Origin of the sequence: Ruegeria sp. HKCCA5491, from assembly GCF_013034565.1 — a bacterium.
Lineage (GTDB): Bacteria > Pseudomonadota > Alphaproteobacteria > Rhodobacterales > Rhodobacteraceae > Ruegeria.
The window spans coordinates 223,698-250,095 of record NZ_WQGG01000002.1 but is presented as its reverse complement, the minus strand read 5'-3'; the positions used below and the strand labels follow the sequence as shown (position 1 = coordinate 250,095).

The 26,398-nt window shown below is 57.5% G+C and carries 27 protein-coding genes and 3 tRNA genes; 22 read left to right on the top strand and 8 right to left on the bottom strand.

What is annotated here, in order from left to right; translation table 11 throughout:
• Positions 1 to 472: 472 nt before the first annotated feature.
• The gene (locus GOV88_RS05000; RefSeq protein WP_171210409.1) at positions 473 to 2,866 is read right to left on the bottom strand and encodes an ATP-dependent helicase; all 2,394 of its coding nucleotides are present in this window, start codon (positions 2,864 to 2,866) and stop codon (positions 473 to 475) included.
• 246 nt (positions 2,867 to 3,112) lie between these two features.
• Between GOV88_RS05000 and GOV88_RS04995 the strand changes: the two genes are divergently transcribed.
• The 7 genes from GOV88_RS04995 (at position 3,113) to GOV88_RS04965 (ending at position 10,423) form a co-directional block, all read left to right on the top strand.
• Entirely contained in the window at positions 3,113 to 4,249 is a 1,137-nt protein-coding gene (locus tag GOV88_RS04995) for an alpha-hydroxy acid oxidase (RefSeq protein ID WP_171239717.1), read from the top strand.
• 146 nt (positions 4,250 to 4,395) lie between these two features.
• Positions 4,396 to 7,833: a pyruvate carboxylase gene (locus GOV88_RS04990; RefSeq protein ID WP_171239716.1), complete on the top strand. Its 3,438-nt coding sequence runs from the start codon at positions 4,396 to 4,398 to the stop codon at positions 7,831 to 7,833.
• A gap of 77 nt (positions 7,834 to 7,910) precedes the next feature.
• Positions 7,911 to 8,294 carry an MAPEG family protein gene (locus GOV88_RS04985; RefSeq protein WP_171120624.1) on the top strand — a complete coding sequence of 128 codons (384 nt, stop codon included), beginning with the start codon at positions 7,911 to 7,913 and terminating at the stop codon, positions 8,292 to 8,294.
• Between the two features lie 332 nt (positions 8,295 to 8,626).
• Positions 8,627 to 8,701 (top strand) — tRNA-Gly (locus GOV88_RS04980).
• A 37-nt stretch (positions 8,702 to 8,738) separates the two neighbouring features.
• Positions 8,739 to 8,813 (top strand) — tRNA-Gly (locus tag GOV88_RS04975).
• Between the two features lie 84 nt (positions 8,814 to 8,897).
• Positions 8,898 to 9,764, top strand: a complete 867-nt coding sequence (locus GOV88_RS04970; protein WP_171239715.1) for a GNAT family N-acetyltransferase — start codon at positions 8,898 to 8,900, stop codon at positions 9,762 to 9,764.
• 56 nt (positions 9,765 to 9,820) lie between these two features.
• Complete coding sequence (locus GOV88_RS04965; RefSeq protein WP_171239714.1) at positions 9,821 to 10,423, top strand: hypothetical protein; 603 nt, start codon at positions 9,821 to 9,823, stop codon at positions 10,421 to 10,423.
• A gap of 1 nt (position 10,424) precedes the next feature.
• Here the strand turns inward: GOV88_RS04965 and GOV88_RS04960 are convergent, their stop codons facing one another.
• Positions 10,425 to 10,664 carry an Lrp/AsnC family transcriptional regulator gene (locus tag GOV88_RS04960; RefSeq protein ID WP_050602861.1) on the bottom strand — a complete coding sequence of 80 codons (240 nt, stop codon included), beginning with the start codon at positions 10,662 to 10,664 and terminating at the stop codon, positions 10,425 to 10,427.
• Positions 10,665 to 10,819: 155 nt separating this feature from the next.
• On the opposite strand from GOV88_RS04960, the gene hisB reads away from it, so the two are divergent.
• Positions 10,820 to 11,407, top strand: a complete 588-nt coding sequence (gene hisB / locus GOV88_RS04955; protein ID WP_171120619.1) for an imidazoleglycerol-phosphate dehydratase HisB — start codon at positions 10,820 to 10,822, stop codon at positions 11,405 to 11,407.
• A complete protein-coding gene (hisH, locus tag GOV88_RS04950; RefSeq protein WP_171239713.1) occupies positions 11,408 to 12,046 on the top strand; it encodes an imidazole glycerol phosphate synthase subunit HisH in 639 nt (212 codons plus the stop codon).
• Positions 12,047 to 12,050: 4 nt separating this feature from the next.
• Here hisH and GOV88_RS04945 read toward each other — a convergent pair whose 3' ends face one another.
• Complete coding sequence (locus GOV88_RS04945; protein ID WP_171120614.1) at positions 12,051 to 12,452, bottom strand: DUF2147 domain-containing protein; 402 nt, start codon at positions 12,450 to 12,452, stop codon at positions 12,051 to 12,053.
• 134 nt (positions 12,453 to 12,586) lie between these two features.
• On the opposite strand from GOV88_RS04945, the gene hisA reads away from it, so the two are divergent.
• On the top strand, positions 12,587 to 13,306 hold the full coding sequence (gene hisA / locus GOV88_RS04940) for a 1-(5-phosphoribosyl)-5-[(5-phosphoribosylamino)methylideneamino]imidazole-4-carboxamide isomerase (RefSeq protein ID WP_171122473.1): 720 nt from the start codon (positions 12,587 to 12,589) through the stop codon (positions 13,304 to 13,306).
• 1 nt (position 13,307) lies between these two features.
• Here hisA and GOV88_RS04935 read toward each other — a convergent pair whose 3' ends face one another.
• Entirely contained in the window at positions 13,308 to 13,754 is a 447-nt protein-coding gene (locus GOV88_RS04935; RefSeq protein WP_254449168.1) for a DUF302 domain-containing protein, read from the bottom strand.
• Positions 13,755 to 13,872: 118 nt separating this feature from the next.
• Between GOV88_RS04935 and hisF the strand changes: the two genes are divergently transcribed.
• The 3 genes from hisF to GOV88_RS04920 are packed head-to-tail and all read left to right on the top strand — an operon-like array spanning position 13,873 to position 15,575.
• Positions 13,873 to 14,634, top strand: a complete 762-nt coding sequence (hisF, locus tag GOV88_RS04930) for an imidazole glycerol phosphate synthase subunit HisF (protein WP_170384425.1) — start codon at positions 13,873 to 13,875, stop codon at positions 14,632 to 14,634.
• Entirely contained in the window at positions 14,631 to 14,948 is a 318-nt protein-coding gene (locus GOV88_RS04925; protein ID WP_171120606.1) for a phosphoribosyl-ATP diphosphatase, read from the top strand. The genes hisF and GOV88_RS04925 overlap by 4 nt, the downstream gene beginning before the upstream one ends.
• A gap of 60 nt (positions 14,949 to 15,008) precedes the next feature.
• Positions 15,009 to 15,575 carry a hypothetical protein gene (locus GOV88_RS04920; RefSeq protein WP_171122471.1) on the top strand — a complete coding sequence of 189 codons (567 nt, stop codon included), beginning with the start codon at positions 15,009 to 15,011 and terminating at the stop codon, positions 15,573 to 15,575.
• Between the two features lie 4 nt (positions 15,576 to 15,579).
• Here GOV88_RS04920 and GOV88_RS04915 read toward each other — a convergent pair whose 3' ends face one another.
• From GOV88_RS04915 to rlmB, 4 genes are all read right to left on the bottom strand, one after another.
• Positions 15,580 to 16,050 (bottom strand): CoA-binding protein, encoded by a 471-nt coding sequence (locus GOV88_RS04915; RefSeq protein ID WP_171122469.1) that lies wholly within the window; start codon positions 16,048 to 16,050, stop codon positions 15,580 to 15,582.
• A 199-nt stretch (positions 16,051 to 16,249) separates the two neighbouring features.
• Positions 16,250 to 16,699, bottom strand: coding sequence for a YHS domain-containing (seleno)protein (locus GOV88_RS04910; RefSeq protein WP_254428665.1), 450 nt, complete (start codon positions 16,697 to 16,699; stop codon positions 16,250 to 16,252).
• 108 nt (positions 16,700 to 16,807) lie between these two features.
• The gene (locus GOV88_RS04905; protein ID WP_171239712.1) at positions 16,808 to 17,122 is read right to left on the bottom strand and encodes a hypothetical protein; all 315 of its coding nucleotides are present in this window, start codon (positions 17,120 to 17,122) and stop codon (positions 16,808 to 16,810) included.
• On the bottom strand, positions 17,103 to 17,876 hold the full coding sequence (gene rlmB, locus GOV88_RS04900) for a 23S rRNA (guanosine(2251)-2'-O)-methyltransferase RlmB (protein WP_171239711.1): 774 nt from the start codon (positions 17,874 to 17,876) through the stop codon (positions 17,103 to 17,105). Before rlmB ends, GOV88_RS04905 begins: the two co-directional genes overlap by 20 nt.
• 116 nt (positions 17,877 to 17,992) lie before the next feature.
• On the opposite strand from rlmB, the gene GOV88_RS04895 reads away from it, so the two are divergent.
• The 9 genes from GOV88_RS04895 to GOV88_RS04855 all read left to right on the top strand — a co-directional run bounded on the left by GOV88_RS04895 (position 17,993) and on the right by GOV88_RS04855 (position 26,365).
• A tRNA-Tyr gene (locus GOV88_RS04895) sits at positions 17,993 to 18,076 on the top strand.
• A gap of 228 nt (positions 18,077 to 18,304) precedes the next feature.
• Positions 18,305 to 19,738: a site-specific integrase gene (locus GOV88_RS04890; protein WP_171239710.1), complete on the top strand. Its 1,434-nt coding sequence runs from the start codon at positions 18,305 to 18,307 to the stop codon at positions 19,736 to 19,738.
• Positions 19,735 to 20,286: a hypothetical protein gene (locus tag GOV88_RS04885; protein ID WP_171239709.1), complete on the top strand. Its 552-nt coding sequence runs from the start codon at positions 19,735 to 19,737 to the stop codon at positions 20,284 to 20,286. The genes GOV88_RS04890 and GOV88_RS04885 overlap by 4 nt, the downstream gene beginning before the upstream one ends.
• Positions 20,287 to 20,529: 243 nt before the next feature.
• The gene (locus GOV88_RS04880; protein WP_171239708.1) at positions 20,530 to 20,781 is read left to right on the top strand and encodes a hypothetical protein; all 252 of its coding nucleotides are present in this window, start codon (positions 20,530 to 20,532) and stop codon (positions 20,779 to 20,781) included.
• Position 20,782: 1 nt separating this feature from the next.
• Entirely contained in the window at positions 20,783 to 21,229 is a 447-nt protein-coding gene (locus GOV88_RS04875) for a hypothetical protein (RefSeq protein ID WP_171239707.1), read from the top strand.
• Positions 21,226 to 22,083 carry a bifunctional DNA primase/polymerase gene (locus GOV88_RS04870; protein ID WP_171239706.1) on the top strand — a complete coding sequence of 286 codons (858 nt, stop codon included), beginning with the start codon at positions 21,226 to 21,228 and terminating at the stop codon, positions 22,081 to 22,083. Before GOV88_RS04875 ends, GOV88_RS04870 begins: the two co-directional genes overlap by 4 nt.
• Positions 22,084 to 22,173: 90 nt before the next feature.
• Positions 22,174 to 23,844, top strand: a complete 1,671-nt coding sequence (locus tag GOV88_RS04865) for a hypothetical protein (protein ID WP_171239705.1) — start codon at positions 22,174 to 22,176, stop codon at positions 23,842 to 23,844.
• Complete coding sequence (locus tag GOV88_RS04860; RefSeq protein ID WP_171239704.1) at positions 23,841 to 26,084, top strand: DNA polymerase; 2,244 nt, start codon at positions 23,841 to 23,843, stop codon at positions 26,082 to 26,084. Before GOV88_RS04865 ends, GOV88_RS04860 begins: the two co-directional genes overlap by 4 nt.
• Positions 26,081 to 26,365 (top strand): hypothetical protein, encoded by a 285-nt coding sequence (locus GOV88_RS04855; RefSeq protein ID WP_171239703.1) that lies wholly within the window; start codon positions 26,081 to 26,083, stop codon positions 26,363 to 26,365. The genes GOV88_RS04860 and GOV88_RS04855 overlap by 4 nt, the downstream gene beginning before the upstream one ends.
• Positions 26,366 to 26,398: the final 33 nt, after the last annotated feature.

Genomic DNA, 26,398 nt, shown 5'->3' with positions numbered 1-26,398 from the left:
GTATTACAGCAGCGGCATCTCTCCTCCTCCCTGATGCCGCTGCACCAAATACCGGCCCAACCTGCCGGAAACCGACACACCGGGTACTCCTCCTCCCTTTCCCGGTGTTGAAAGCGCGCGGCGACGTCTCTCCTCCTCCCTGACGTCGCCGCGTCTTACAGATACCGGGATCAGACCCGGAGACGGATACATCGGGGCTCTCCTCCTCCCTGCCCTGATGTTGAAAGAGCGCGACGACACCTCTCCTCCTCCCTGGTGTCGTCGCGACTTACACATACCGGGATCAAACCCGGGTTCGGATACATCGGGACTCTCCTCCTCCCTGTCTCGATGTTGCAAAGAACGGCGGTTTCCTCTCCTCCTCCCTGGAAACCGCCGTTTTTCTTTGCCCAAAAACAAAAAAGGGGACGCAAACGCCCCCTGCTTCTTCTGTTAAAATACTTCGGAGCGCGAGGCAGAGCCTCACAATAACTCAGAACGGCACGTCATCCTTGGCAGATAAGAACCGCGAGACGACCTTCTTCACCCCGGCCTTGTCGAAATCGACTTCGACCTTGTCACCCTCAATGCCAATCACCGCGCCATAGCCGAACTTCTGGTGAAAAACCCGTTCACCCAAGGTGAAACTGGCCACCGCTGTCGCATCAATCACAGTGTTCCGGCTTTCGCGGGGCTGAGACGTCCCATATTGCCCCTGACGCGCCTGCATCCTTTTCCAGCCCGGGGAATTATAGACATTCGCTTCGGCTGCTCGGCTTTCGATGCTGGCCGTAACCTGCCCCCCACCGTAAAGACCCGGAGGCGTCAGAACTTCCACGTGATCTTCCGGCAATTCATCAATGAATCGCGAAGGCATGGAGTTCTGCCACTGCCCGAACACCCGCCGATTTGCAGCAAAGGAAATCGTGCAAACTTCTTCGGCGCGGGTAATTCCCACATAGGCCAAGCGCCGCTCTTCCTCGAGCCCCTTGATACCGGATTCGTCCATTGACCGCTGTGACGGGAACAAGCCATCCTCCCAGCCCGGCAGGAACACGGCTGGAAACTCCAACCCCTTGGCCGCATGCAGCGTCATGATCGAGACCTTGGCGCCGTCGCTGTCCTGCTCGTTATCCATAACCAGACTGACATGTTCCAAGAATCCTTGCAGATTCTCGAAATTGTCCAACTGATTGACCAGTTCCTTGAGGTTTTCCAACCGCCCCGGTGCCTCGGGCGTCTTTTCATTCTGCCAATGGGCCGTATAGCCGGATTCATCCAGAATGATCTGCGCCAGTTCGATATGCGATACTTCAGGCTCACCAAAACGAAGGGGTGCGCCGTTGTCGATGACCGTATCATCCTCGACCTCAATCCTCGGGCCGCGCGTCATCGCGTTCCAGCGCGCCAGCCCCTCGATTAACTCGCGCAGCGCCTTGCCACCTTTACCCTTAATTAGCCCATTGTCGACCGCAATCCGCGCGCCATCGACCAGCGAAACACCGTGTTCACGCGCGGTCATTTGGATCGTCTGCTGCGCCTTGTCGCCCAAACCTCGTTTCGGCGTGTTCACAATTCGCTCAAACGCCAGATCGTCGCCGGGGCTGACCACCAGCCGGAAATAGGCCATGGCATCGCGAATCTCCATCCGCTCATAGAACCGAGGGCCACCGATCACCTTATAGGGCAGGCCAATGGTCAGAAACCGATCCTCGAACGCGCGCATCTGGTGCGAGGCGCGGACAAGAATGGCGATCTCATCCAGATTCATAGGACGAATTCCGCGCGTTCCACCCTGCAAGGCGTCGATTTCCTCACCGATCCAACGGGCCTCTTCCTCGCCATCCCAGTGGCCGATCAGATTGACCTTGTGGCCGTCTTCGGCATCCGTCCACAGCTCTTTGCCCAGACGGTTTTCATTGCCGCGAATGACGTTCGAAGCTGCGGCCAGAATATGCGGGGTCGAGCGGTAATTCTGTTCCAGCCGCACCACGAACGCGCCTGGGAAATCCTTTTCGAACCGAAGGATGTTGCCCACCTCGGCCCCGCGCCAGCCATAGATCGACTGGTCATCATCGCCCACGCAACAGATATTCTTATGCGCCCCGGCCAACAGCCGCAGCCACAGGTATTGGGCGACGTTGGTATCCTGATACTCGTCCACCAGAATGTACCGGAACCAGCGTTGATATTGCTCAAGAACATCCGCGTGGGTCTGAAAAATCGTGACCATGTGCAACAGGAGGTCACCGAAATCGACCGCGTTCAGCTCGCGTAGGCGGGTTTGGTATTGGGCATACAGCGCAATACCTTTGTTGTTATACGCCCCCGCATCTGCAGCGGGCACCTTATCGGGTGTCAGAGCACGGTTCTTCCAATCGTCGATAATCCCCGCCAGCATTCGCGCGGGCCAGCGTTTGTCATCAATATTGGCCGCTTGGATTAGTTGCTTGAGCAGCCGTAGCTGATCATCCGTATCCAGAATGGTGAAATTCGATTTCAGATCGACCAGTTCCGCGTGACGGCGCAGCAGCTTGACGCAGATCGAGTGAAACGTCCCCAGCCACGGCATCCCCTCGGCGGGTTGTCCTAGCAGGCGGCCCACACGTTCTTTCATCTCGCGCGCGGCCTTATTGGTGAAAGTGACCGACAAAATTTCGTTGGGTCGCGCGCGTCCAGTACTGAGCAGATGGGCTATCCGCGCCGTCAGCGCCTTGGTTTTACCTGTCCCGGCACCAGCCAACATCAGCACAGGACCATCCAACCGCTCGACAGCTTCACGCTGCGCTGGATTCAATTCGTCCAGATAAGGCATAGGCCGCGCGGCCATGGCCCGCGCAGACAGCGATGCGCCTTCGAAGGCGTCCATTTCGTCGAAACTGCTCATATCGTCAAACTACGCTGGTTACGCCGCGAGGGAAAGAGTTTGTTCACGCCTTGTTCACAAGACATTCCGCATTGATTTCACACCAATTCTACTCGGATTGGTATGGTGGCCCGACAGACCGTTGGCCTTCTTTCAACGCTTGTGTGCGCTGTTTACCGTCGGATTTACGGGTGCCAGAAAGTGAAACCAAACGCGCCAAAAGGGTAATGTGCTTGCCGAATCGCGCCTTAGGTCTGATCAATCCGTATGGACCTACACAGCAGCTATCCCGGAATTGCCGACCTAAAACGCCGCGCCAAACGCAGGATTCCGCATTTCGTGTGGGAGTATCTGGATAGCGGAACCGGGTCCGAGGCAACTTTGCGACGCAACAGGGTCTCACTGGATCGCATGGGGTTTCTGCCGTCGATCCTGCATGGCCCGTTGGAGTTTGACACACAGCGTCAATTTTTGGGTCAAACCTATCCATTGCCGTTTGGAGTCGCACCGATCGGCATGGCGGGGTTGATCTGGCCCGACGCCGAGGAGTTGTTAGCCCGGGCGGCAGCGACGGCTGGCCTGCCCTTTACCCTGTCAAACGTCGCCACGCAAAGCCCCGAGGATGTGGCCCCTCATCTGGGACAGAATGCGTGGTTTCAGCTTTACCCGCCAAAAGACCCCGACATTCGCCGGGACTTGCTGGATCGAGTAAAACAGGCGGGATTTTCGACACTGGTGATGACTGCTGATGTTCCCGTTGCGTCACGACGCGAACGCCAGACGCGGTCTGGCCTGACCAACCCGCCTAAACTGACCCCGCGCTTGCTAATGCAGATTGCGCAGCGTCCGGCATGGGCCATGGCAATGGCACGTAGTGGCCCGCCAAGGATGCGGACACTGGACAAATACACCGACAACTCCAGCAACCTGCCCCCGACGGCGCATGTCGGGTATCTGCTTAGAACATCGCCGGATATGGAGTATGTGCACTGGCTGCGGGATGCATGGGATGGCAACCTAATCGTCAAAGGCGTGATGCGGGCCGAGGACGCAGAGCCCCTTAAGAAGGCCGGCGTTGACGCGATCTGGATTTCGAATCACGGGGGGCGGCAGTTTGATGCAGCACCATCCAGTATTGAGGCCCTGCCAGCGATCCGGGCGGCGACCGACCTTCCCCTTATCTTCGACAGCGGGGTTGAAAGCGGGCTGGACATACTGCGTGCGCTGGCACTTGGGGCTGATTTTGTCATGCTGGGCCGTGGCTTCATGTACGGTTTGGCCGCATTAGGTCAGAATGGACCAGCGCATGTGATCGACATTTTGCGGCAGGATCTACAGGCGAATATGGGCCAACTGGGCGCCGAAAATCTGGGGCAGATCCCTCCTAGCCTAACACTGGATTGATGCCGCAGCGCAGCGCGTGTAATAAGATAGCGCTAACAGAAGGCGTTTGCGAGCGTTAACATGCCGGTTCTACCCAGAACGACTGATTTACGTGCGCGTATTGTCCGCCTATCAACACGGCCAAAGAAGTAGGACCGGGACCTGACATGACCGACTTTAACAAGATCCTGATCGCCAATCGCGGCGAGATTGCCATTCGCGTGATGCGCGCGGCCAACGAGATGGGCAAACGCACCGTCGCTGTCTTCGCCGAAGAAGACAAGCTGGGCCTGCATCGCTTCAAGGCGGATGAGGCATATCGCATCGGTGAAGGGATGGGCCCGGTTGTAGCATATCTCAGCATTGATGAGATCATTCGCGTCGCCAAGGAATGCGGTGCTGATGCGATCCATCCCGGTTACGGCCTGTTGTCGGAAAATCCCGATTTCGTGGATGCCTGTGTGCAAAACGGCATCACCTTCATCGGCCCCAAGGCAGAAACAATGCGCGCCCTTGGTGACAAGGCCAGTGCCAGGCGCGTTGCGATTGAGGCAGGCGTGCCGGTCATCCCGGCGACCGAGGTCCTAGGTGACGACATGGATGCGATCCGTGCTGAGGCCGCCGAGATCGGCTATCCCTTGATGCTGAAAGCATCTTGGGGCGGCGGCGGACGCGGGATGCGCCCCATCGAATCCGAGGATGAGCTGGAAGAAAAAGTTCTGGAAGGCCGCCGCGAGGCCGAAGCCGCCTTTGGCAATGGCGAAGGCTATCTGGAAAAGATGATCACCCGCGCCCGCCATGTCGAAGTGCAGATTCTGGGCGACAAGCATGGTGAGATTTACCACCTCTATGAACGCGACTGCTCTGTGCAGCGCCGCAACCAGAAGGTCGTGGAACGCGCCCCTGCCCCGTATCTTTCCGACGAACAGCGTGCAGAGATCTGTGAGTTGGGCCGCAAGATCTGCGCCCATGTGAACTACGAATGCGCGGGCACGGTCGAATTCCTGATGGATATGGAAACCGGCAAGTTCTACTTCATCGAAGTAAACCCCCGCGTTCAGGTTGAACACACCGTCACCGAAGAGGTCACGGGCATTGACATCGTGCAGGCGCAGATTCTGATCGCCGAGGGGAAGACTCTGGCCGAGGCCACCGGAGCGGCCAGCCAGTCGGATGTGCATCTGAACGGCCACGCGCTGCAGACCCGCGTCACCACCGAGGACCCGCAGAACAACTTCATCCCCGATTATGGCCGCATCACTGCTTATCGCTCAGCCACCGGGATGGGCATCCGTCTGGATGGAGGCACGGCCTACGCAGGTGGGGTGATCACGCGGTATTACGACTCGTTGCTGACCAAGGTGACGGCCAAGGCCCCCACGCCGCAGGCCGCAATAGCGCGGATGGACCGCGCCCTGCGCGAATTCCGTATTCGCGGCGTCAGCACCAATATCGACTTTGTTATCAACCTGCTGAAACACCCGACCTTCCTGTCGAACGAATACACCACCAAATTCATCGACACGACGCCCGACTTGTTCAGCTTTCAGCGCCGCCGCGACCGGGGCACCAAGGTTCTGACCTATATCGCGGACATCACCGTGAACGGGCATCCCGAAACCAAGGACCGCCCCGAACCCCGCGCCGATCTTAAAGAGGCTAAGCCCCCCGCACTGAAGGCCGAGCCGCAGATGGGCACGCGCAACCTGCTTGAACAAAAAGGTCCGCACGCCGTGGCTGACTGGATGAAGGCCCAGCGGCAGTTGCTGATCACCGACACGACCATGCGCGACGGGCATCAGTCGCTGCTGGCCACCCGGATGCGGTCGATCGACATGATCAAGGTCGCTCCGACTTTCGCGGCGAACCTGCCGCAACTGTTCAGCGTCGAATGCTGGGGCGGTGCGACGTTCGACGTGGCTTATCGGTTCCTTCAGGAATGCCCGTGGCAACGACTGCGCGACCTGCGCGAGGCGATGCCGAACCTGATGACCCAGATGCTGCTGCGTGGCGCGAACGGGGTTGGGTATACCAACTATCCCGACAATGTGGTGCAGGAGTTCGTCCGGCAAGCATCGCAGAACATCGACGTGTTCCGTGTGTTCGACTCGCTCAACTGGGTCGAGAATATGCGAGTAGCTATGGATGCAGTCGTCGAGAACGGCAAAATCTGTGAAGGCACCGTTTGCTATACCGGCGATATTCTGGACCCCGATCGTGCCAAGTATGACCTGAAATATTATGTCGGCATGGCGAAAGAGCTGCGCGACGCGGGCGCGCATGTGCTGGGACTGAAGGATATGGCGGGGCTGATGAAGCCAGCCTCGGCCAAGATTCTGATCCGCGCGCTGAAAGAAGAGGTTGGGCTGCCGATCCATTTCCACACCCACGACACCGCAGGCATCGCCAGCGCCACCATTCTGGCGGCGTCCGAGGCGGGCGTGGACGCGGTGGATTGCGCCATGGACAGTTTCAGCGGCAACACCTCTCAGGCGACGTTGGGCACCGTGGTCGAGGCCCTGCGCCACACCGATCGCGACACCGGGCTGGACATCAAGGCGATCCGTGAGATCAGCGATTATTTCGAGGCCGTGCGCGGTCAGTACGCGGCATTCGAATCCGGCCTTCAGGCCCCGGCGTCTGAAGTGTATTTGCACGAAATGCCCGGCGGTCAGTTTACCAACCTCAAGGCGCAAGCACGGTCTTTGGGGCTGGAGGAACGCTGGCACGAGGTCGCGCAGACGTACGCGGACGTGAACCAGATGTTCGGTGATATCGTGAAAGTGACGCCCTCGTCCAAGGTGGTGGGTGACATGGCGCTGATGATGGTCAGCCAGGGCCTGACTCGCGATGACGTGGAAAGCGCGGATACGGATGTGGCATTCCCCGACTCGGTCGTCGATATGATGCGCGGCAATCTGGGTCAGCCTCCGGGCGGGTTCCCCGATACGATCATCAAGAAGGTGCTGAAGGATGAGGCACCCAACACCGAACGCCCCGGCAAGGACGTGCCCGCCGTCGATCTTGAGGCCACCCGCGCCGAGTTGTCCAAACAGTTGGAAGGTAAAGAGGTTGATGATGAGGACCTGAACGGGTACCTGATGTATCCCAAGGTGTTCCTCGACTATATGGGCCGCCACCGGGTCTATGGTCCGGTCCGGACCCTTCCCACGCGCACCTTCTTCTATGGCATGGACCCCGGCGAAGAGATCACGGCCGAAATCGACCCCGGAAAGACGCTGGAAATCCGCTGTCAGGCGATCGGTGAGACTGACGAGAATGGTGAGGTCAAAGTGTTCTTTGAACTCAACGGCCAACCCCGCGTGATCCGGGTTCCCAACAGACTGGTGACGTCATCCACACAGGCCCGACCCAAGGCCGAGGCGGGCAATCCCAACCATATCGGCGCGCCAATGCCGGGGGTTGTTGCGACCGTAGCCGTATCCGCCGGTCAAGAGGTCAAAGAAGGTGATCTGTTGCTAACCATCGAAGCCATGAAGATGGAAACCGGCATCCATGCCGAACGTGACGCGGTGGTCAAGGCCACTCATGTCCAGCCCGGAGGCCAGATTGACGCAAAGGACCTGCTGGTCGAACTGGAGTGAACGCTCTAGTTTCATGATCAAGTGACGGGCCGCTCGGACAACCGGGCGGCCTTTTTCGTAAGTTAAGGAAGGAAACCATGTTGTCCATTACACCGATCTACGCCGCTTTGCTGGCAATCGTTTATGTCTTTCTCAGCGGATGGGTCATCAATACGCGCCGGACACAGAAGATTTCCTACGGCGACTCTGGTGACGACAGTATGCTCAAGTCCATTCGCACGCATTCCAACTTTGCGGAATACGCGCCGTTTGCCTTGTTGCTGATCGCGATGGTCGAGCTTCAGGGTGCCGGGGGCGTATTGGTGAACATTCTGGGCCTTGGCCTACTGACGGGCAGGGTGTTCCACGCCTATGGGTTCGGCAAAACACCGCAGATCGTCATTCTGCGTCAGATGGGCATGATTCTGACATTCGCTGTTTTGCTGATTGCTGCTGTCGCCAACCTTGTTCTAGCGCTTTGAGTTGTTCTCGGGCTGAAACGCCGAAAGGCGTTCAACCTGTCAGAGGTTTGGACACTATCGTATGGGCCGACGTCCAGACCTGAGTTGGCTCGACGCTCTGCTCTGCTGGAATATGCGATAAGATCGCGGCAATTGTCATTAAAATGGCCAATGCCGTGATTTTGTATCTTTCTTTGGGTTTCACCTGTCACCTCCGTCGTTTTTTGCAACTCTCTGAACCTTCAACGCATTCACAGAAGAGTTCCGTCGCCAAAAAAGAAATTTTCCAAGAGATGCGTTTTTCCGCTTGCAGCCCCGCTTGGGAATTTATACATCCCTCCTCACTCAACGGCGCGGGCGTAGCTCAGGGGTAGAGCATAACCTTGCCAAGGTTAGGGTCGGGCGTTCGAATCGCCTCGCCCGCTCCATTGAGAGGTCTTTAGGACCGATACATATGTATCTGATGCGGGCGTAGCTCAGGGGTAGAGCATAACCTTGCCAAGGTTAGGGTCGGGCGTTCGAATCGCCTCGCCCGCTCCAGATACGATTGTTTCCTAAACTTTTCTGGTTTCCTGCCGAATGTTGCGCCATTGTATTGGCATTAACGATTGCAGGATTTTAACGATGTCAGATTATTCTATCCGGCCCCTTTCGGCCGTAGAGTTGCAGTATGCCGTCGATTGGGCAGGCAGCGAAGGATGGAATCCGGGCTTGCGCGATGCGGAATGTTTCCGCTCCACTGACCCGGAAGGGTTCTTGGGCGGGTTCCTTGATGGGGACATGATCGCCTCGGTCTCAGCGGTGAACTACGATGACGCGTTTGCCTTCCTGGGTTTTTACATCGTGCGCCCCGAGTTTCGTCACCACGGTCACGGGCTAGAGATCGCGCAGCATGCTCTAGCGCATTGCGAGGGGCGCAATATGGGGCTGGATGGCGTGGTCGAGCAGCAGGACAACTACCGAAAGTCAGGCTTTTCCTTTGCCTATAACAATTATCGGTTCGGCGGGACCATCGGTGAAGTCCTACCGGAACTTGGTCAGGTGCTGGGTAACGGCGTTGCACCACTGGAATCTGCCACAAACGCGCTGCGCGCCTATGATCGTAAATTGTTCCCTGCCCCGCGCGACGCGTTCCTGCAAAGCTGGCTGGGCGCATCGGATCATATTTCACGCGTTTATTCCGAGAACGGTCAGATAAAGGGCTATGCCACCCTGCGCCCCTGCCGATCGGGTTACAAGGTTGGTCCACTTTTTGCGGATGAGGTTGGCATCGCGCAGGCACTTTTGGCCAGCTTACTGGCCGCTGTACCCCAAGATCATCACGATCACGACGTCTTTGTCGACATGCCACAACCCAACGATGCCGCGTTTGCAATGGCCAGACAGGTAGGGTTGACCAAAGTCTTCGAAACCGCCCGGATGTATTCCGATCACGAACCGGAAATTGACCTCAACCGAATCTTCGGAGTGACCACGTTCGAACTTGGCTAACGCCAGGTTTCGAGACCCCGCTTCGACGTCCAACCTTATGCGCAGGGACTTTATGCATGCTGGGAGAACACCAAAAACGGCTGTTGCAGGACATGTTCGAGAACCTGCCGGGGATCAGCTTTTTGATCCTGTCCCGTGCCACTGACGATTTGCGTCTGGCCGAGTGGGTCGGAACCGTGCTCGCGACCCTTGTGTGCCTGGCGTATGTCAAACGGGTTCTGCGCGCACATCCCATCTTGTTGGGGATCAATATTTTCATGGTGGTCATAACACCTTTGATCGAAATTCTGGTGCTGTCCGGCAGCCGGAACGCAGCTGATCTATTGATCGGCAATATCGACTCACTTGTGCTGGGCAGTGTTTTCTTAACGGGCGTTGTGTTGACCCTGTTCACAGCCAAAGGCTTTCTGACCTATGACGCAAAAAGCGCCAAGCAAACGCGCATCCATTCCACGGCAATGTTGGCGCTGTGCGTCGCCGGGATTGTCTGGTCCGCAGCCATGGGACAGAACTACCTGATAACGCTGGCGGTTCCGCTCATGGTGCTTTTTGGATGTCAGCGCTTTCTGCGTGCGGGCGCGACAGACCGTCAATCGCGCGGAGGCGTTTTACTAAGCGGGACCATACCGATGGACCCGCCCGCCGAGACTGTCGCCTGATCTAGAACGCCTTGAATGTCATCGTGGTCAGCGACCTTTCTATATTCGGTATCACCAGCAGATGTTCGTTGATGAAATGCCCGACATCTTCGGTCTCGGGGATATAGAGCTTTAGCAGCAGATCGTATTCGCCGCTGGTCGAATACAGCTCGGAATGGATTTCGCGCAGGGCGATTTCCTCGGCCACCTTGTATGTTGTGCCGGGTTTGCAGCGGATTTGGATGAAGACGCAGGTGGACATGGGCCGAGCCTTGGTTGTTCAGGTTGCTTGCAGGCTGGCACGGGCCGCGCCGGGGTGCAATCCCCTGCAACAGTTTGGCGGGAAAGACAGATGCGGTCTGGAAAGTGCTGCCCCTCCGCGTCTATAAGCGCGGCTGTAGCAAAAGGAATTCGCCCATGCGCAGCGCAAAGATCAGCCGTCAGACCGCCGAGACCGAAATCTCGGTCGAGGTCAATCTGGACGGCACCGGCCAGTATGACAACCAGACAGGCGTCGGGTTCTTCGATCACATGCTGGACCAGCTTGCGCGCCATTCGCTGATCGACATGACGATCCGCGCCAAGGGTGATTACCACATCGACGACCACCACACCGTCGAGGATACGGGGATTGCGCTGGGTCAGGCGCTGACGCAGGCGTTGGGTGACAAGAAGGGCATCCGCCGGTATGGCGAATGCCACCTGCCTATGGATGATGCGCAGGTACGCTGCGCGCTGGACCTGTCTGGCCGTCCGTTCCTGATCTGGAATGTCGACCTGCCCACGCCCAAGATCGGCACGTTCGACACCGAATTAGTGCGTGAGTTCTTTCAGGCGCTGGCCACCCATGGCGGCATCACACTGCATATCGACCAATTGCACGGGTTCAACAGCCACCACATTGCCGAGGCAGCGTTCAAGGCGGTCGCGCGCGCGTTGCGTCTGGCGGTTGAAACCGACCCGCGCAAGGCCGATGCGATTCCGTCCACCAAGGGCGCGCTGTAAATGCTGACAGCCATTATCGACTATGAGAGCGGCAATCTGCACTCGGCAGAGAAGGCGTTTCAACGCATGGCGAGCGAGTTGAATGCGGGCGAGGTGGTTGTGACCTCGGACGCAGACGTCGTTGCGCGCGCGGATCGTCTGGTTCTGCCGGGCGACGGCGCGTTTCCCGCCTGCGCTGCCGAGTTGCGGGGCCACAAAGGTATTTATGACGCCATGGTCGAGGCGGTTGAGCAAAAGGGGCGACCGTTTCTGGGTATCTGCGTCGGGATGCAGCTGATGGCGTCAAAAGGCCATGAATACACCGAGACTGACGGTCTGAACTGGGTTGCCGGGGACGTGGTGCGCATCGCCCCTTCCGACAGCGCGCTAAAGGTGCCGCATATGGGCTGGAATAATCTGGTTTTCGAATGTGATCACCCGGTCTTTGACGGGGTGAAGTCGGGCGACCATACCTATTTCGTCCACTCCTACCATTTTCGCGTCACCGATCCGGCGCAACGGCTGGCCTATGTGGATTATGGTCAGGAAGTCACGGCCGTGATCGGCCGCGACACGATGATTGGTATGCAATTTCATCCCGAAAAAAGCCAGGATGTGGGCCTGCGTATGATCGGGAATTTCCTTACCTGGGCCCCCTGAGCCCTTATTGAACGCGGGTCCAGGTCTGACCACGGCAGACCAGACCACCCGCGACACAACCCTTGACGGTCAGCGCATTCTGGCTGTCCAGCGTCATCTTCGAGTTATAGGTCTTGTCCCGGTCCGGCGCCCAGATCTTGCCGTTGTCATAAGCGCCGTTGCCCTCGGGCTCCATGTCCCAGATGATCTTTTTGCCCAGGTTCTCATAGGAAAGTTGCTGATTGCCGTTGCCATCAAACGCGGTGTCGATGGTACCGCAGATCGCACTGCCGCACGGTGCAATCGTCACGTGCAGATAGCCGCCTTCGTCGCCGGGTTCGGTCTTCCACAGACCGTCAACTGGGTCAGCCGATGCTACCGTGGAAAAAACGCACAGGGCTGCCGCTGCAATGATTGAGTGTTTCATGATGTTCTCCCTTAGATGGCGGTACTGTGTCGCGCAGCAACCGAACCGGCAAGATTAACCCCACGTCGCGTTGCATCCCCTATCCGGCTTGTGCGATATCCCGCGCGTACAACTCCGATATAGGGCCGCCCAAAATGATCCTCTACCCCGCTATCGACCTCAAAGACGGCCAGGCCGTGCGCCTGCTGCGCGGTGAAATGGACAAGGCAACCGTATTCAACGAAGACCCTGCGGCGCAGGCCAAAGCCTTCGTTGATGCCGGTTGTGACTGGCTGCATCTGGTTGATCTGAACGGTGCCTTCGCGGGCGAGCCTGTCAATGCTGCACCGGTCGAGGCGATTCTGGCGGCCTGCAACGTACCCGCACAACTGGGCGGCGGCATCCGCGACATGGCCACCATCGAAACATGGATCAGCAAAGGACTGGCGCGGGTTATTCTGGGCACTGTGGCAGTAGAGAACCCTGACCTGGTGCGCGAGGCGGCGCGTGAATTCCCCGGCAAGGTCGCCGTGGGCATCGATGCCCGCAACGGCATGGTTGCCACCAAAGGCTGGGCCGAAGAAACGGACGTGCAAGTAACCGATCTTGCCCGCAGCTTCGAGGACGCGGGCGTTGCGGCCATCATCTATACTGACATCAACCGCGACGGAGCCATGCAGGGCCCCAATATCGAGGCAACTGCCGACCTTGCCCGGGCCGTGTCAATTCCAGTGATCGCGTCAGGCGGCGTCAGCTCTTTGGACGATCTGATCGCTCTGCGTGATTGCGGCGTGGAGCTGGACGGCGCGATTTCAGGGCGCGCACTTTACGACGGCGCGATTGATCTGGCCGAAGCCATCCGCGCCCTGAACTAGGTTACTGCGTGGCCGCAGCAGTCAACTTGGCCAATGCGCCGCGCATTTTTTCGATCACCGGCGAATTCTCGACCTCGTCCAACTCGTCCATTGTCTCTTTGGGGTCTTCATAGGCCAGCCAAACCTGACCAACAGCGTCTTGATAAGCCTGAACCTTCAACGGCAGGAACAGGCCGGCCCTCGGGTCGATCTGCATCGCGGGTGTGCCCAACTCAGGATTGCCAAAGATTAGGACCTGATTGGCGGGGATCGGGGTACCAACTTTTTCGGCACCGGCTGCATGGTCGACCCGGGCGAATACGGTTGCGCCCGCATTGCCAACGGCTGCCTCGAGCGCATCCAGTGCTTCAGCGACAGATTTGTCTGTAGGGATTTTGATAATATCGTCAGCCATAGCGGACAGAGTACCTCCGAAAATCAGAAACGTTGCCAGTATCAGTTTGTGCATATCGGAATTCCTTTATTGAATTTCACCCCAGTTTTCACAGCTTTGCGCCGTGCGGCAATCACAAGTCTGGCATCGGCGGGGCTTTGCCGTTAGAGGTGCCCGTTATAGAGGATACCACATGCTAAAAACCCGCATCATTCCCTGTCTGGATGTCGCCGATGGCCGTGTGGTCAAGGGCGTCAATTTTGTTGGCCTGCGTGATGCGGGCGATCCGGTAGAGTCGGCAAAAGCTTATGACGCGGCCGGAGCCGATGAGATCTGTTTTCTCGATATCCACGCCACCCATGAAAACCGAGGCACCATGTTCGATGTGGTCCAACGGACTGCCGAACAGTGCTTTGTGCCTCTGACCGTGGGCGGCGGTGTGCGCACCAAAGAAGACGTGCGCGCCCTGCTGCTGGCCGGTGCTGACAAGGTCAGCTTCAACTCGGCGGCTGTGGCGAACCCGGATGTGATCGCGGAATCGGCGGATCAGTTTGGCAGCCAGTGCATCGTCTGCGCGATCGACGCCAAAACTGTCAGCCCCGGAAAGTGGGAGATATTCACCCATGGCGGGCGCAAGCCCACAGGTATCGACGCAGTTGAATTCGCGAAAACCGTGGTCGCCAAGGGTGCCGGGGAAATCCTGCTAACTTCGATGGATCGCGACGGCACGAAAGCTGGGTTCAACCTGCCTCTGACCCGCGCCATTTCCGACGCCGTAGACGTTCCGGTTATCGCTTCTGGTGGTGTTGGCAATCTCGACCATCTGGTAGAAGGCGTGACCGAAGGCGGCGCAAGCGCTGTTCTTGCCGCTTCGATCTTTCATTTCGGCGAGTACACAATCCGCGAGGCCAAAGAGCATATGGCAGCCGCAGGTATTCCGATGAGGCTGACATGAGCATCCTGCAAGATCTGGCCGCAACCATTGAGGCCCGCAAAAAGACTGATCCAGACAGCAGTTGGACCGCCAAGCTGCTGGCCAAAGGCCCGGAAAAATGCGCCGAGAAGTTCGGGGAAGAGGCCGTCGAGGCGATTATCGAGGCTGTCAAAGGCGATCAGGCAAAACTGACGTCTGAGGCTGCGGATGTGTTGTATCATCTTCTCGTAATGCTGGCCGCGCGTGACGTCGCTTTGGACGATGTGTTGGATGAGCTGGCGCGGCGTCAGGGCGTCAGCGGCCTGGAAGAAAAGGCAGCGCGACCAAAGGGGTGACGCCTGCCCTCGCAATCTCGTAATGTGGTTCGGCAAGGTTCACGGATTGAAGGCGCGGATATGATCAAAGCTTTGGCGTTTGTATTTGCGCTTGGAATACTGGGGGCCTGTTCAGTCGCACCGCCGTCAACCGGAGACGAGGTTCAGCGGCTTGCGGCCGAAATTCGCAGCCTTGGCCCGGATATCGACCCCGAAGAAGCAGAGCGTGCGGCGCGCATCGCTTATTCCTATACCGCGCAGTTAGCACAGGAATACGAAATCACCGATCCCCCACTGATTCACAACGCCAAGGTCAACAAGGGTTTGCGCCCCCGGGGGTTGTGCTGGCATTGGGCCGAAGACATCGAACGGCGGCTGGATCAGGAAGGCTTTCAAACGCTGGAGATGCATCGCGCCATCGCCAATGCAGATAACCCGTTCCGCATCGACCACAGTACCGCCATCATCAGCCGCAAAGGGGAAACTATGTATGATGGTGTCGTACTGGACCCCTGGCGGTACGGTGGCACCTTATTCTGGTCTCCGCTGCCGGAAGATACGAAATACGAGTGGGTGCCGCGCGAAATCGTTCTGGAAAAGCGACGGCTAGAGCAGGTCGCGCGACTGAAGCCCCTGCCTGGCACCTGAACATTCAAAGCTTGGACGATATGACCCCGGTCGCGAAGCCGCCCATGCGCAGTTCTCCGAAAAGGCGTTGATATTCGATTTTCGGGCAACGATTCATCACAACATCAACACCGCGTGCTTCGGCTACGGCGGCGGCTTTGTCATTTTCCACGCCAATCTGCATCCAGATTGTGCGTAGACCAGGAAATGCCCCAAGCGCCTCATCAACGATTGGCGGAACTGCTTCTGAGCGCCGGAAAATATCCACCATATCCACCTGCTCTGGAATATCAGACAGCGAAGCCCGCACTGTTTGACCAAACAGCTCCTTACCTGCATGGCCCGGATTCACGGGAATAACGGTATACCCCTTGAGCGACAGGTAACGCGCCACATAGTAACTTGGCCGCACCGGATTCATCGAAACACCGACAACGGCAATCGACTTGGTTCGCTGGAGGATGTCTTTCAGAAACGCATCAGAGTATTCGGTCATGCGCCCACCCTATTCGGACGACACAGAATAAAAAAGCGCCCAGGTAAAAACCTGAGCGCAAGTTGTTGGAACGAGGGACAGTGAAATGACCCGCGGCAGTTCCGTTCCGCGGTCACTGTGACATTTAGGCATAAGTTGAGAGAAAAAAAGAGGGGGTGCGCAATTTTGTGATGACAGATCACAAAAAGCGGAAACCCGCCTATTGCTCGTATAGCGCGGTGGGCCAATGTGCTTCGGCCATGCGGATGTATTCTGCAGTGTCGGTGTTCCATACTTGCTCGATCCCAGGTGAGTGCGTCAGGTACAGCCGTCCGTCAATCACTGTCCAAAGCTTCGGGTCTGTACTCACCAACTCTCCCATCGCCATGGCATACGCGCAGTATCCGCCGAACTGGGGCGCATAGGCCCTTGGGTTCATCTCGAAAGCATCGCGATTCTCGGCCGAGGCAAAGTGCCATTCGGCACCCTTCCACTTTACCGAAAATTCAGGAAGCCCAAGGCGCGGGGTGTCTTCGGTGAAATACGAAACCGCATCATATCCGGCCATAACTGCCCCGTCCGTCTGATAAAAGACGGGCATGTCCTGGGCAAACGCCGCCGGAGCAAACAGGGTGGCGGCCATCGCGCCAAGTAGGAAACGTCGGTTCATAATCACCAAGTCATGGTTTGGGGTTCAGTGTATCAATTTGCAATTTTTTGACACATCCGAAACCCCCATTAACGAGTTTGTGATCGCCTGAGATGCGAATACGTCCCCTCAATCAAAGATATCTTCAACCACGTCCCAGGCTTCATCCAGAACGCGCGAAAACAAACCCTTCTTCCTCTTTTTCTTCTTGTTCTTGTACGGGTGCTGGGTTTTCGCGGCATTACGAACCGGCTTGCTGTCCGAAAGTTTGCGCTTGGGCACCATTTTCAGGTCGTGCAGAGGCGCGCCGCAGCTTGAACAACTTAGCTCATGACGCTGCTTTCCCCTTAGAACCAGCGCCGCGCGGGTTCCACAGTAGCAGCAGGTGGCGATTTTTGAGGGCGTGGAAATGGTGCTCTCCTGTTTATCTGTGCCTTGAGGCATATAGGGCAATCGCAGCCGCGTTTGAGACGTTCAAGGACCCGAACCCACCCGCTGCGTCGATTTTCACCAGATGATCAACGGTTTCCTTGGTCTTCTGGCGCAAACCCGGCCCTTCGGCGCCAAGCACCAACGCCACCGGGTGATCCAGTTTGCCGTCCAAAGTGGCCTCGATCGTAAGGTCCGCTTCACCGTCCAGCCCCAGCACCATAAAGCCCATACCCTGCAACTCGACTATTGCGTCGGCCAGATTGCGAACACGAAGGTACGGCTGCCTTTCCAGCGCCCCACTTGCAGTTTTTGCCAATGCCCCCGTTTCCGGTGCCGAATGATGGCGCGTTCCGATAACTGCGCTGGCCCCCAGCACTTCGGCCGAGCGTAGAATCGCCCCGACGTTGTGCGGGTCTGTCACGCGGTCCAGTAGGATCACGCGCGGATGTTCTCGCCCGATACAGTTCTCGGCCAGCCCACCCCAGTCCAGGGGCTTCACTTCCAATGCCGCGCCCTGATGCACAGACCCCGGATCAATCGGGGCGGTGAATTTGCGTGGATCGACCATCTCGGGCTCAATCCCTGCAAACTCAATGGCTTCGGTCAGCTTGTCCCGCGCATTTCGGGTCACAATCAAGCGCAGCTTCTGCCGATCCGGGTTCATTAGGGCGTCGCGCACAGCGTGCAAACCAAACAGCCACACGGTGTCCGACGCCGCAGCTTTGCGCGCCTGTTCCTTTTCAACGACCCACTTGGGTTTCTTCATTTCTTGGGCCTCCGGGCCGGGAAATCGGTTTCCTGCGCCAAAGCGATATTTTCCTGTTGACGCTCCTTTAAGGCGCTAGTAATCACGCCTCCACGTCAGGTGCAACGCCTGACAGTGGGCGACAGGCCGCAAGGTGTGGCAGGGGACTGTAACTCCCTCGCGGAGACGCACGCCTGGTTCGATTCCAGGGTCGCCCACCACTACAACTCCCAATAAAATCAGTACTTTACGCACACCCGCCCTGTGTCCAATCACATCGACGTGGATTCGGCCAACTGTTCGCAAAATACCGCAAAATCACGCAACTATACGGGGGAGTCTGGAAAACTTACGGAATGAAACCTACCTTAATCAGGCCGATTCGGTGGCCCCGATGCGACTGGTACTCGCACCAGGGCCGACACGCTGATTGTTAGGAGAACTACAGCATGCCTAAGAAGGGAATTAGCAAAGCGGACAAGATTCGCAACAACGCAGAAGCAACCGCGCGCCTGCGCGACGACATTCTGCATTTAACCAGTGGCGCACTACGTGCCGCAGTAATCCGCGCCATCGACATCGGGGAGAACGGCAAACAGGCCGAACTTACCGACGAAGATTATCTGAAGATGAAACCAGGCGAGTGTGTCACCGACCCAAACGCACGCGGCCTGATCATGCGCCGGGGCAGTCAGGATGCATTCCGCTGGTACTTCCGCACTACAGACGGACCAGGATCGACACGGCAGGTTGAGTGCTACATCGGGGATTATCCGAAGACATCTATCGACGACGCCAAAAAGACCGCCAACGAACTGCGGAAATTGCGCCGGAGGGGAACTATCCGCTTCAGCATCAAGAAGGACGGCAGACATCGGGCGATACCTGCCGAGCGCCTGCTTAACCTCGACGTTGAATCCGTCATGACCATGTCCGAACTCGTGACTAAGTTTTTGGAGGAATACGTTGACCTCAAAAAGCGGCCTAGTTCTGCGAAGGGCGACCGCCGCCTGCTGACGAAGTATATTGACGCCCAGATCGGCGATAAGCCCGTAATGGAGGTTACCGGACCGGACCTGCGCGTCATTATCCTCGAACTGAGCCAACGGGCACCGCGCGAAGCCGAAAAACTGCTGACTGTTGTGACAACCATGTTCAACACAGCGTTTGGCCGTAATAAGCGCATTGCCCTGCCCGAGCCGTGGTTGGATCTGGACAAATACCCCGATCCTCTCTTGACCATCGGCACTCTGGAAAGCCGTGAAGCCAACAACCGTGCGGTGGACGTGTTTGAAGCACGCAATCTGTATGATCGTGCACCCGATGTCCTGGGGCCGCTGTATGGTGACGCTGCACGCCTTCAGCTTTTGTGCGCCTGCCGGATTTCAGAAATCACCGATTTGCCGTGGGCCGAAGTCAATCTCGACCAGCGCCAGATCAAATTGCCAACGGAGCGCACGAAAAACGGCATGGAGCATATTATCTATTTGAGCGATCAGGCCGTCGAGATTCTGGAACAGCGCCGTGCGGACGATCCAGATGGGGTGTGGGTATTCCCGAGCGTGAAATATCCTGACGAGCACATTTCGTCAGACACCCTGTCCAAAAACATCGGGACCAATCGTGCCGCCCTCGGGGTTGACGCAAAGTACCGTAGTCATGATGGCCGTCACGCCTTCACCACATGGGCCGGGGAACAAACTATTCCGTTGGAGGTACGCAACCGCTGTACCAACCACAAACCGGCAAAATCGAATATCGACTCCGTTTACAATCATGCGACACTGAAGGAACCGGCACGCATTGCGTGGCAACGGTGGGCCAACGCACTGGCAGGCGTGGCCGACGACAATGTCGTCAAATTCGACGGAGCGGTGGCATGACGGACAAACCGAAGGTTTTTGTACTGGTCGGGGAAGACTACGACGACCCCACCCGCTATCGGAACATGGTCGCAGGGATCGTACACGCGCCGCAGACGCTCGAAGAAGCACTCGACCACATCGGGGTGTATCGTCAGCATATCGAACGCTTGGAATACGCCCTGGGAAGCGCAACATCCGACCATGCACACGCCCGCAACACGCTGTCCGAGATAAACAGCAAATACGGTGATCTTCGCGAAAAGCACGCCGAAGACGGCCTAGGCTTCACACAAAAGCTGGACGACATGGACGCAAGGTATGTCGCCCCGAGAAAGACCGGCGCGACCAAGACAAACGCCACCCAGGATGTACAATTCAATACGTACTGGATTAGGTACGTCGACGTATGGGGCAACGGTGGTCGAGGGGCCGCCCAGCGCGTACAGAACTCCATTGTCCGCGATGGAGACGTGCACTTCAAAACGCGCGATATCCCGCAATTGAAGACCATTGCTAGGGCGATGAAGGAAATCATCCGTCGCAGGGACGCGGGTGAACTGGACTGACACCCGATGCGGTAGGCTACATGTAGTTACGAACTCGCCTCGGGTAAATGTTTACAAAAGGTCGCTCACGTCGTTCACGTCGCTCACAGCGTTGTTTTTAAAAGCGTAATCTGTGAGTGACGTCCGGTTAGGTCACCCACAACGTCACTATTTAGGGCACACCGCTAGCGGTGTGCCCTTTTCATACCCGTACCTCAGTTACGCAGGAAGGACACTGTTCGTAACTTCTCGGAGGTACTCGTTTTGTCCAAAACCGACCAAATCGGTCCACACCTGCGCGACGGTCAATATGGCCACCGCAATTGGCGCGTTCCGGAACTCACAAACCCCGATAGCAATGGATACCTTTGCGGGCGCACAAAGCTGATGGAACTGATCCACAGCGGTGCTTTCGGCAATAGCGTCCGCCGTGTTGGTAACCGTCTGGTTATCGACGGCACAGCTATCGACGAATTCCTCAAGTCCCAATCAATCACACCTGGTGAGGCCGCATAAAATGCCTAAACCCCAAAGTCGTCTCCACACTGTAAATCCCACTCAATCTAAACCCGCAAAGCGCAAAGCCTTCGGAAGCCGTGTCAAAGCCGTGGACCTCGAAGACGGTCTGCACACGCTGGATGTGAAATCCGCCACCATCGACACAAACCCGAATGGCAACGAACTGGTGAATGTCGCGTTCACCATCGACGAGAACACCGTTTTTCTGCCTGCACCCCTGGTGACCGACGGGCCGGACTCGGGCGCACGCTATTACATGCAGAACGGCGCAATCGTCGACTCGCTAATCATGGCCTGCGGCGCGCAGGGCGAATATGCCGACGATCAACTCGTTGATTGTGTCGGCAAGACCGTTACGATTGAGGTGGGCACCCGTTTGATCAGGGGCACGCCGACAAAAGTACTGGTCGACGCACACCCCGCTTCAGATGCGTATTCGGCATGAATACAATTGCCGAGATCGCCAGCCCGTTGCAGGACATGGGCTGGCCACCTGTACCCACCGCCGGTAAGGGCGGTGCAATGCGGGGCTGGAATACCGCAAACACGCGCTTCTGGTCTGAAATCGAACTCCTGCGCATGGAACGTGACTTTCCCGACCACAACGTCGGGATTGCCCTGCAACCGACCAATCTGGCCATAGATGTCGACATCACAGACAGGCACGCCGCCAACCAGGTGCGCCAAATACTGGAAACCCACATCGGGGTGACGCCAATCATCCGCTATGGGTCCGCTCCAAAGTTTGTGGCGCTGTACCGAAGTGCCGGAGATATCCGGTCGCAGAGGAAAAACCCGGTCGAGATCTTTTCGGGCACCGGCTTGATCGTTGGTTTCGGTATCCACCCGAAGACCCAACGCCCGTACCACTATGAGGGGCCTACGCCGTTGGACATTCCTGCGGATTCTGCGGATCTGCCGTTGGTGACCGCAGACGCTATGGACCGTGCTCTGGTCGACATGATGTCGATTATCCAGGCGCATCGGGCGGCACGCACGGTGAATGTGCGGCTTGCCACCACTTCATGGTTCGACCGCTGGCATGGCCTTAAACATCTGGGTTGGTTTATCGCCACAAAGACAATCGCCACGGAAGCCAACTGTGCCGAGGCGCAAGGTCGCCATGACGCGTTCTGGACGTTGATGAACATTGCCACCCGATGTGACCGGGAACCCGACGAACTGATGCACGTTCTTTCCGTCTTCGCGCCGGACCTGCTCGACTATCTCAGCCCCGCAGACGACCCCGATTACATCGAACGGACCACCGAATACGTCCTGCATCAGGGTTCCAGATAACGAAAACGGACCGGTTAGCGAAACTGGTTCGTCTAACCCCAATAAATAAGGCTGGCCCGTGGGACACAGGGTCCGTCGGAGAACATCCCAATGCCCAACGACCCATTCGCCCCAGACGACGAGACGACCACAACCCCGCTCGAAGACATGCTGGTCGACTCGACCGAAGACGCAGAAGGCGACGGCGGCAAAGTCGACAAAATGGTCGCTCTCCTCCTCAATCCGGAAAACGGTTTCGGGTTTACGCGCAACCACTCCGACGATGTTGTCCTGATGCATACGAACCGTCTCGGGCACATGCGCACATATCAACTGGACAGTGCCGCATTCGCAAAGTTCGCGAGGGCCGTAAGCGTCCGCTGGTTCCGTAGTGTCCTCAAGAAGGACCAAATCTCCGAACTGTCCGACACGCTGTCCGCACTAATAAGCACCGACGGATCAGACCCGCAGGACTTTCATATCCGTGCCGCCCGCGAGAAAAACTATGTTTATGTCGACATCGGGGATGACCCGTGGCGCGTTATCCAGGTTGCGCCGACCGGCTGGAAAATTCTGCCGTATTCCGAATGTCCTGTGATCTTTGTGCGCGCCACCCATATGCAGGAACTTCCCGAGCCTGTCTTGGAAAAGCCGACAACCGCGTTCCGCCTATTTGAAAAACACATGAATACCGGCACGCCCTATGAGGCGCGGCTGATGTTCCTGTTTGCCGCATTTGTGCTGTCCGGCAAAAAGCCCTTCCCGATCTTGGCACTTATTGGCGGCGAAGGATCGTTCAAATCAACTATGACCGTAATGTTGGCGTCGCTTATCGACCCGAGCGCGACACCGCTGAAGCGCCCACCAAAGACCGCCCGAGACTTCGTTGCCGCCGCGAAAAACCGGTATCTCCTCAACTATGAAAACGTGTCCCGTCTGAGCGGTGAACTGTCCGACGACATGGCCGCTGTCGCAACCGGGGCCAGCCTGGGGTCGAGACGGCTTTACACCGATGCGGATGAAGCTGTTTTTCATGCCGCCCGTCCACAGATTGCCAACGGAATTTCGGCTTTTATCACCCGCCCAGATTTGGCCAGCCGGACTTTGACTGTCCGCCCTCCGTTTGTCTCGGAGGGTGACCGCCTGCCCGAAGCGAAGGTTTGGGCCGATTGGGAGGAGGACCGCCCGCGCATATTGGGAGGCCTATTGGAGATGATGTCTATCGCGTTGGCCAACATGGACACCGTCGACCTGTCCTCCCTGCCCCGCATGGCGGACTTCGGACAATTCGCCCTCGCCTGTGAGCCTGCCATGCACCAGCTATGGCCCGCCGGTACTGTCGCAGAAGATCTAAAGCAGAACACGGAAAGTTCACGTCGTGCCGCTATGGATGCCAATCCAGTGGCCGGGGCTATCATTGCGCTGTTTTCCGATCCCAAAACCCGCAGGTCTGCCGCTGAACGTCGGACGGACGATCCGGAACAAAAGCATGCCGGTGCTGTCCGTCGACCTCGCCTATCCACCGATGAGGACGGAAATATCGTCTGGCAAGGCGGTGCAGATAACCTGGTGTCCGCTGTTGCCCCCTATGTGACCACATCGGTGCGGGCAGATAAGGACTGGCCGACCGACCGCACAATTCGTGAAAAGCTGTCCCGTTGCGAAGGTCTACTCGACCGCGCCGGTATTCGTGTCGTGTTCCACAGTCGGAGGCCCGACCGGTCCAACATCGACGACATCGTTTTGATGCTCGACCCCTCCAAATCCGGGGGTCCAACATGACTTTACCGAAAATTTCTGCGCTTAAACGCAGAAAGCCCAATAAAACAAAGCCTCCCCTGCGGATAACAGATCCCACGACGGCCCTCAAACGCCTGCGCAAAGCTGAGGGCACGCTCGAACGCCACCCAAACGGGGATATTCGCGCGACCTGCGAGAACGACCCTGATGCCGCCGCATGGATTATGGCCTACCCAGCGCAGGTACATGACATTGTTCGCCCGCAGGTAAACCCCGAAGGCCGCCAACGTGTGGACGCCGTGCTGAAACCCTTCGATGTCGTCTATGTGCCCGCAGACAAAGCACAGGACCACATCGAGCGTATTCTGTCCGAGGCACAAGATACCGGCGTGATCTGCTTTGACACCGAAACCATGCCGTTGCCCGAGTATGTATCGTTTATCGAGGTAAAGCTGACGTTGAAGGGTACACCCGCCGTGTACCAACCGAAGACCGGTGACGCAGGCGCAGCCCTCGATCCCCTGCGCGCCCGTCCGAGATTGTTGTCGGTGTTCACCGGAGGAAGCGACACAATCTATGTGTTCGACGCGCTCAACGGTGGATGGGATGTGCTATCCGAGCTGTTCCGGAAAGCCCCTTCCCTGGCCGCGCACAACGCAAAGTTTGACCTGCGTATGCTGGCCCGCGAAGGGATCGAGCCGGATTGCCGCGTCTATGACACGATGTCCGCCTGCACGCTTTTGACCGGGCAAACGAAAATAGGCCTCGCACAAGCCTGCAAAGATCATCTCGGGGTTACAATTCCGAAGGGGCTAGGGGCCAGCGATTGGTCTACTGACGAACTTTCCGAAGATCAGATTAGATATGCCGCGCTCGACGCTGTTCTGGCCTATGAGGTTTGGGCCGTTCAGCGCAGGGAATTCGATGCGCAGGCCGAGACGGTCCAAGACCTGTTTGACGAAGTCCTGCCCGCTGTCTCTCGTATGGAAAGCAACGGCCTTCTACTCGACCGCGATCTGCACGCCCAGAAAACCCGCGATTGGGAAACGGAACGCGATGCCTGTGCCGCTCGTCTCGTACAGGAGACAAACGGCCATTTAATCAGCGACCGACCGACGCCCGCACAGATAGCGGCATACATCGAGGCGACTGTGCCCAACGATGTTCTGCACAAATGGCCACGGACAAAAACCCGCAAACTCATAACCGGCAAAGACATTCTGAAGCAGCATGAGCGCGTCTTGCCAGGTGCTTCCACTTTGCGCCTGTTGCGGACATGGCAGAAAGCGCTGTCCAACTACGGCCAACCGTTGGCAGACATAGCCGGTGCAGATGATCGTGTTCGGGCCAGCTATTGGATTGCCGGAGCAAACACAGGCCGCTCCTCATCGTCAGGCCCAAACATCCAGAACCAGCCAAAGCGCAATCCGCTGTTGAGTGGGTATCGCGATATATTCTGCGCACCCGAAGGCCATGTTCTGATCACCGCAGATTTTAGTCAGATCGAACTGCGTATTCTGGCCGAGATTTCCGGCGATGAGGACCTGCGCAAAGCCTTTGCCGAGGGAGCGGATATTCATACGCAGACCGCCCGCGCAGTGACTGGCAAAACCGATGTAGACAAACACGACCGTAGTTTGGCGAAGGCGCTGAACTTCGGATTGAGTTTCGGAATGGGTCCAGCCGGATTTCGCGACTATGCCGCCAACGGATATGGCGTCCACCTATCACTTGATGAAGCTGGTCAGGCCCGAGACGCATTTTTTGACGCCTACATCGGGGTGCGAGATTGGCAACGCACGCACGCCGCTGAATGCCGTCAACTAGGATATGTCGAAACCCGTCTCGGGCGTCGTTGGTACTGGCAATGGGGTGTATCAGCACACACCGACCGCGATATCGAAGCCATGTCAGAATATCAGCGACGGGACGCTCTGAACGGATTTTCATTCACTAAAGCCTTGAACATGCCGATTCAGGGCACCGCCGCAGAACTGATGCACAGGGCGACTATCAAAACCGATGCCGCCCTGTCTGGATCTGATGTCCTCCTATGCGCCGTGATTCACGACGAACTGGTCCTTCAGGCACCCACCGATGTCGACCTTGTGAAGCGCACAATCGCCGTTGTCGAACAGGCCATGCACGACGCATGGCGCGAAACATTTCCGGATGCCCCTTCGACTGAACTGGTTGAGGCCACAGTCGGGCCGACCTGGGGCACTCAGTACAGCGTTGACGACTGGTTGGCGCAGATAACCCCAGAACAGGAGGACGCATGAAACGCATTACCGATTGTCACGTCTGCAGCAGTCTCGTCGTGATCGAACTGGACGCCGCCGACCAGCATCATTTCAAACGCAACCCTGACGACTACATCAGGGGTGAATGTGAGGAATGCGAAGCAACCGTCCACATGTCGACGCGCCCCTCCTGTGATCGCTGTCCTGATGGCGTGCACCTGGACGACAACTGCACCCATCCCGTCTGCGGAAACCACCACTGGATCGTAGACGAACGCGAATATCGCCCCTGCAATACGGATCTAATGGGAGGTGTATAATTGCGATGCGGTCATAGCTTTAGTGATCGCCGG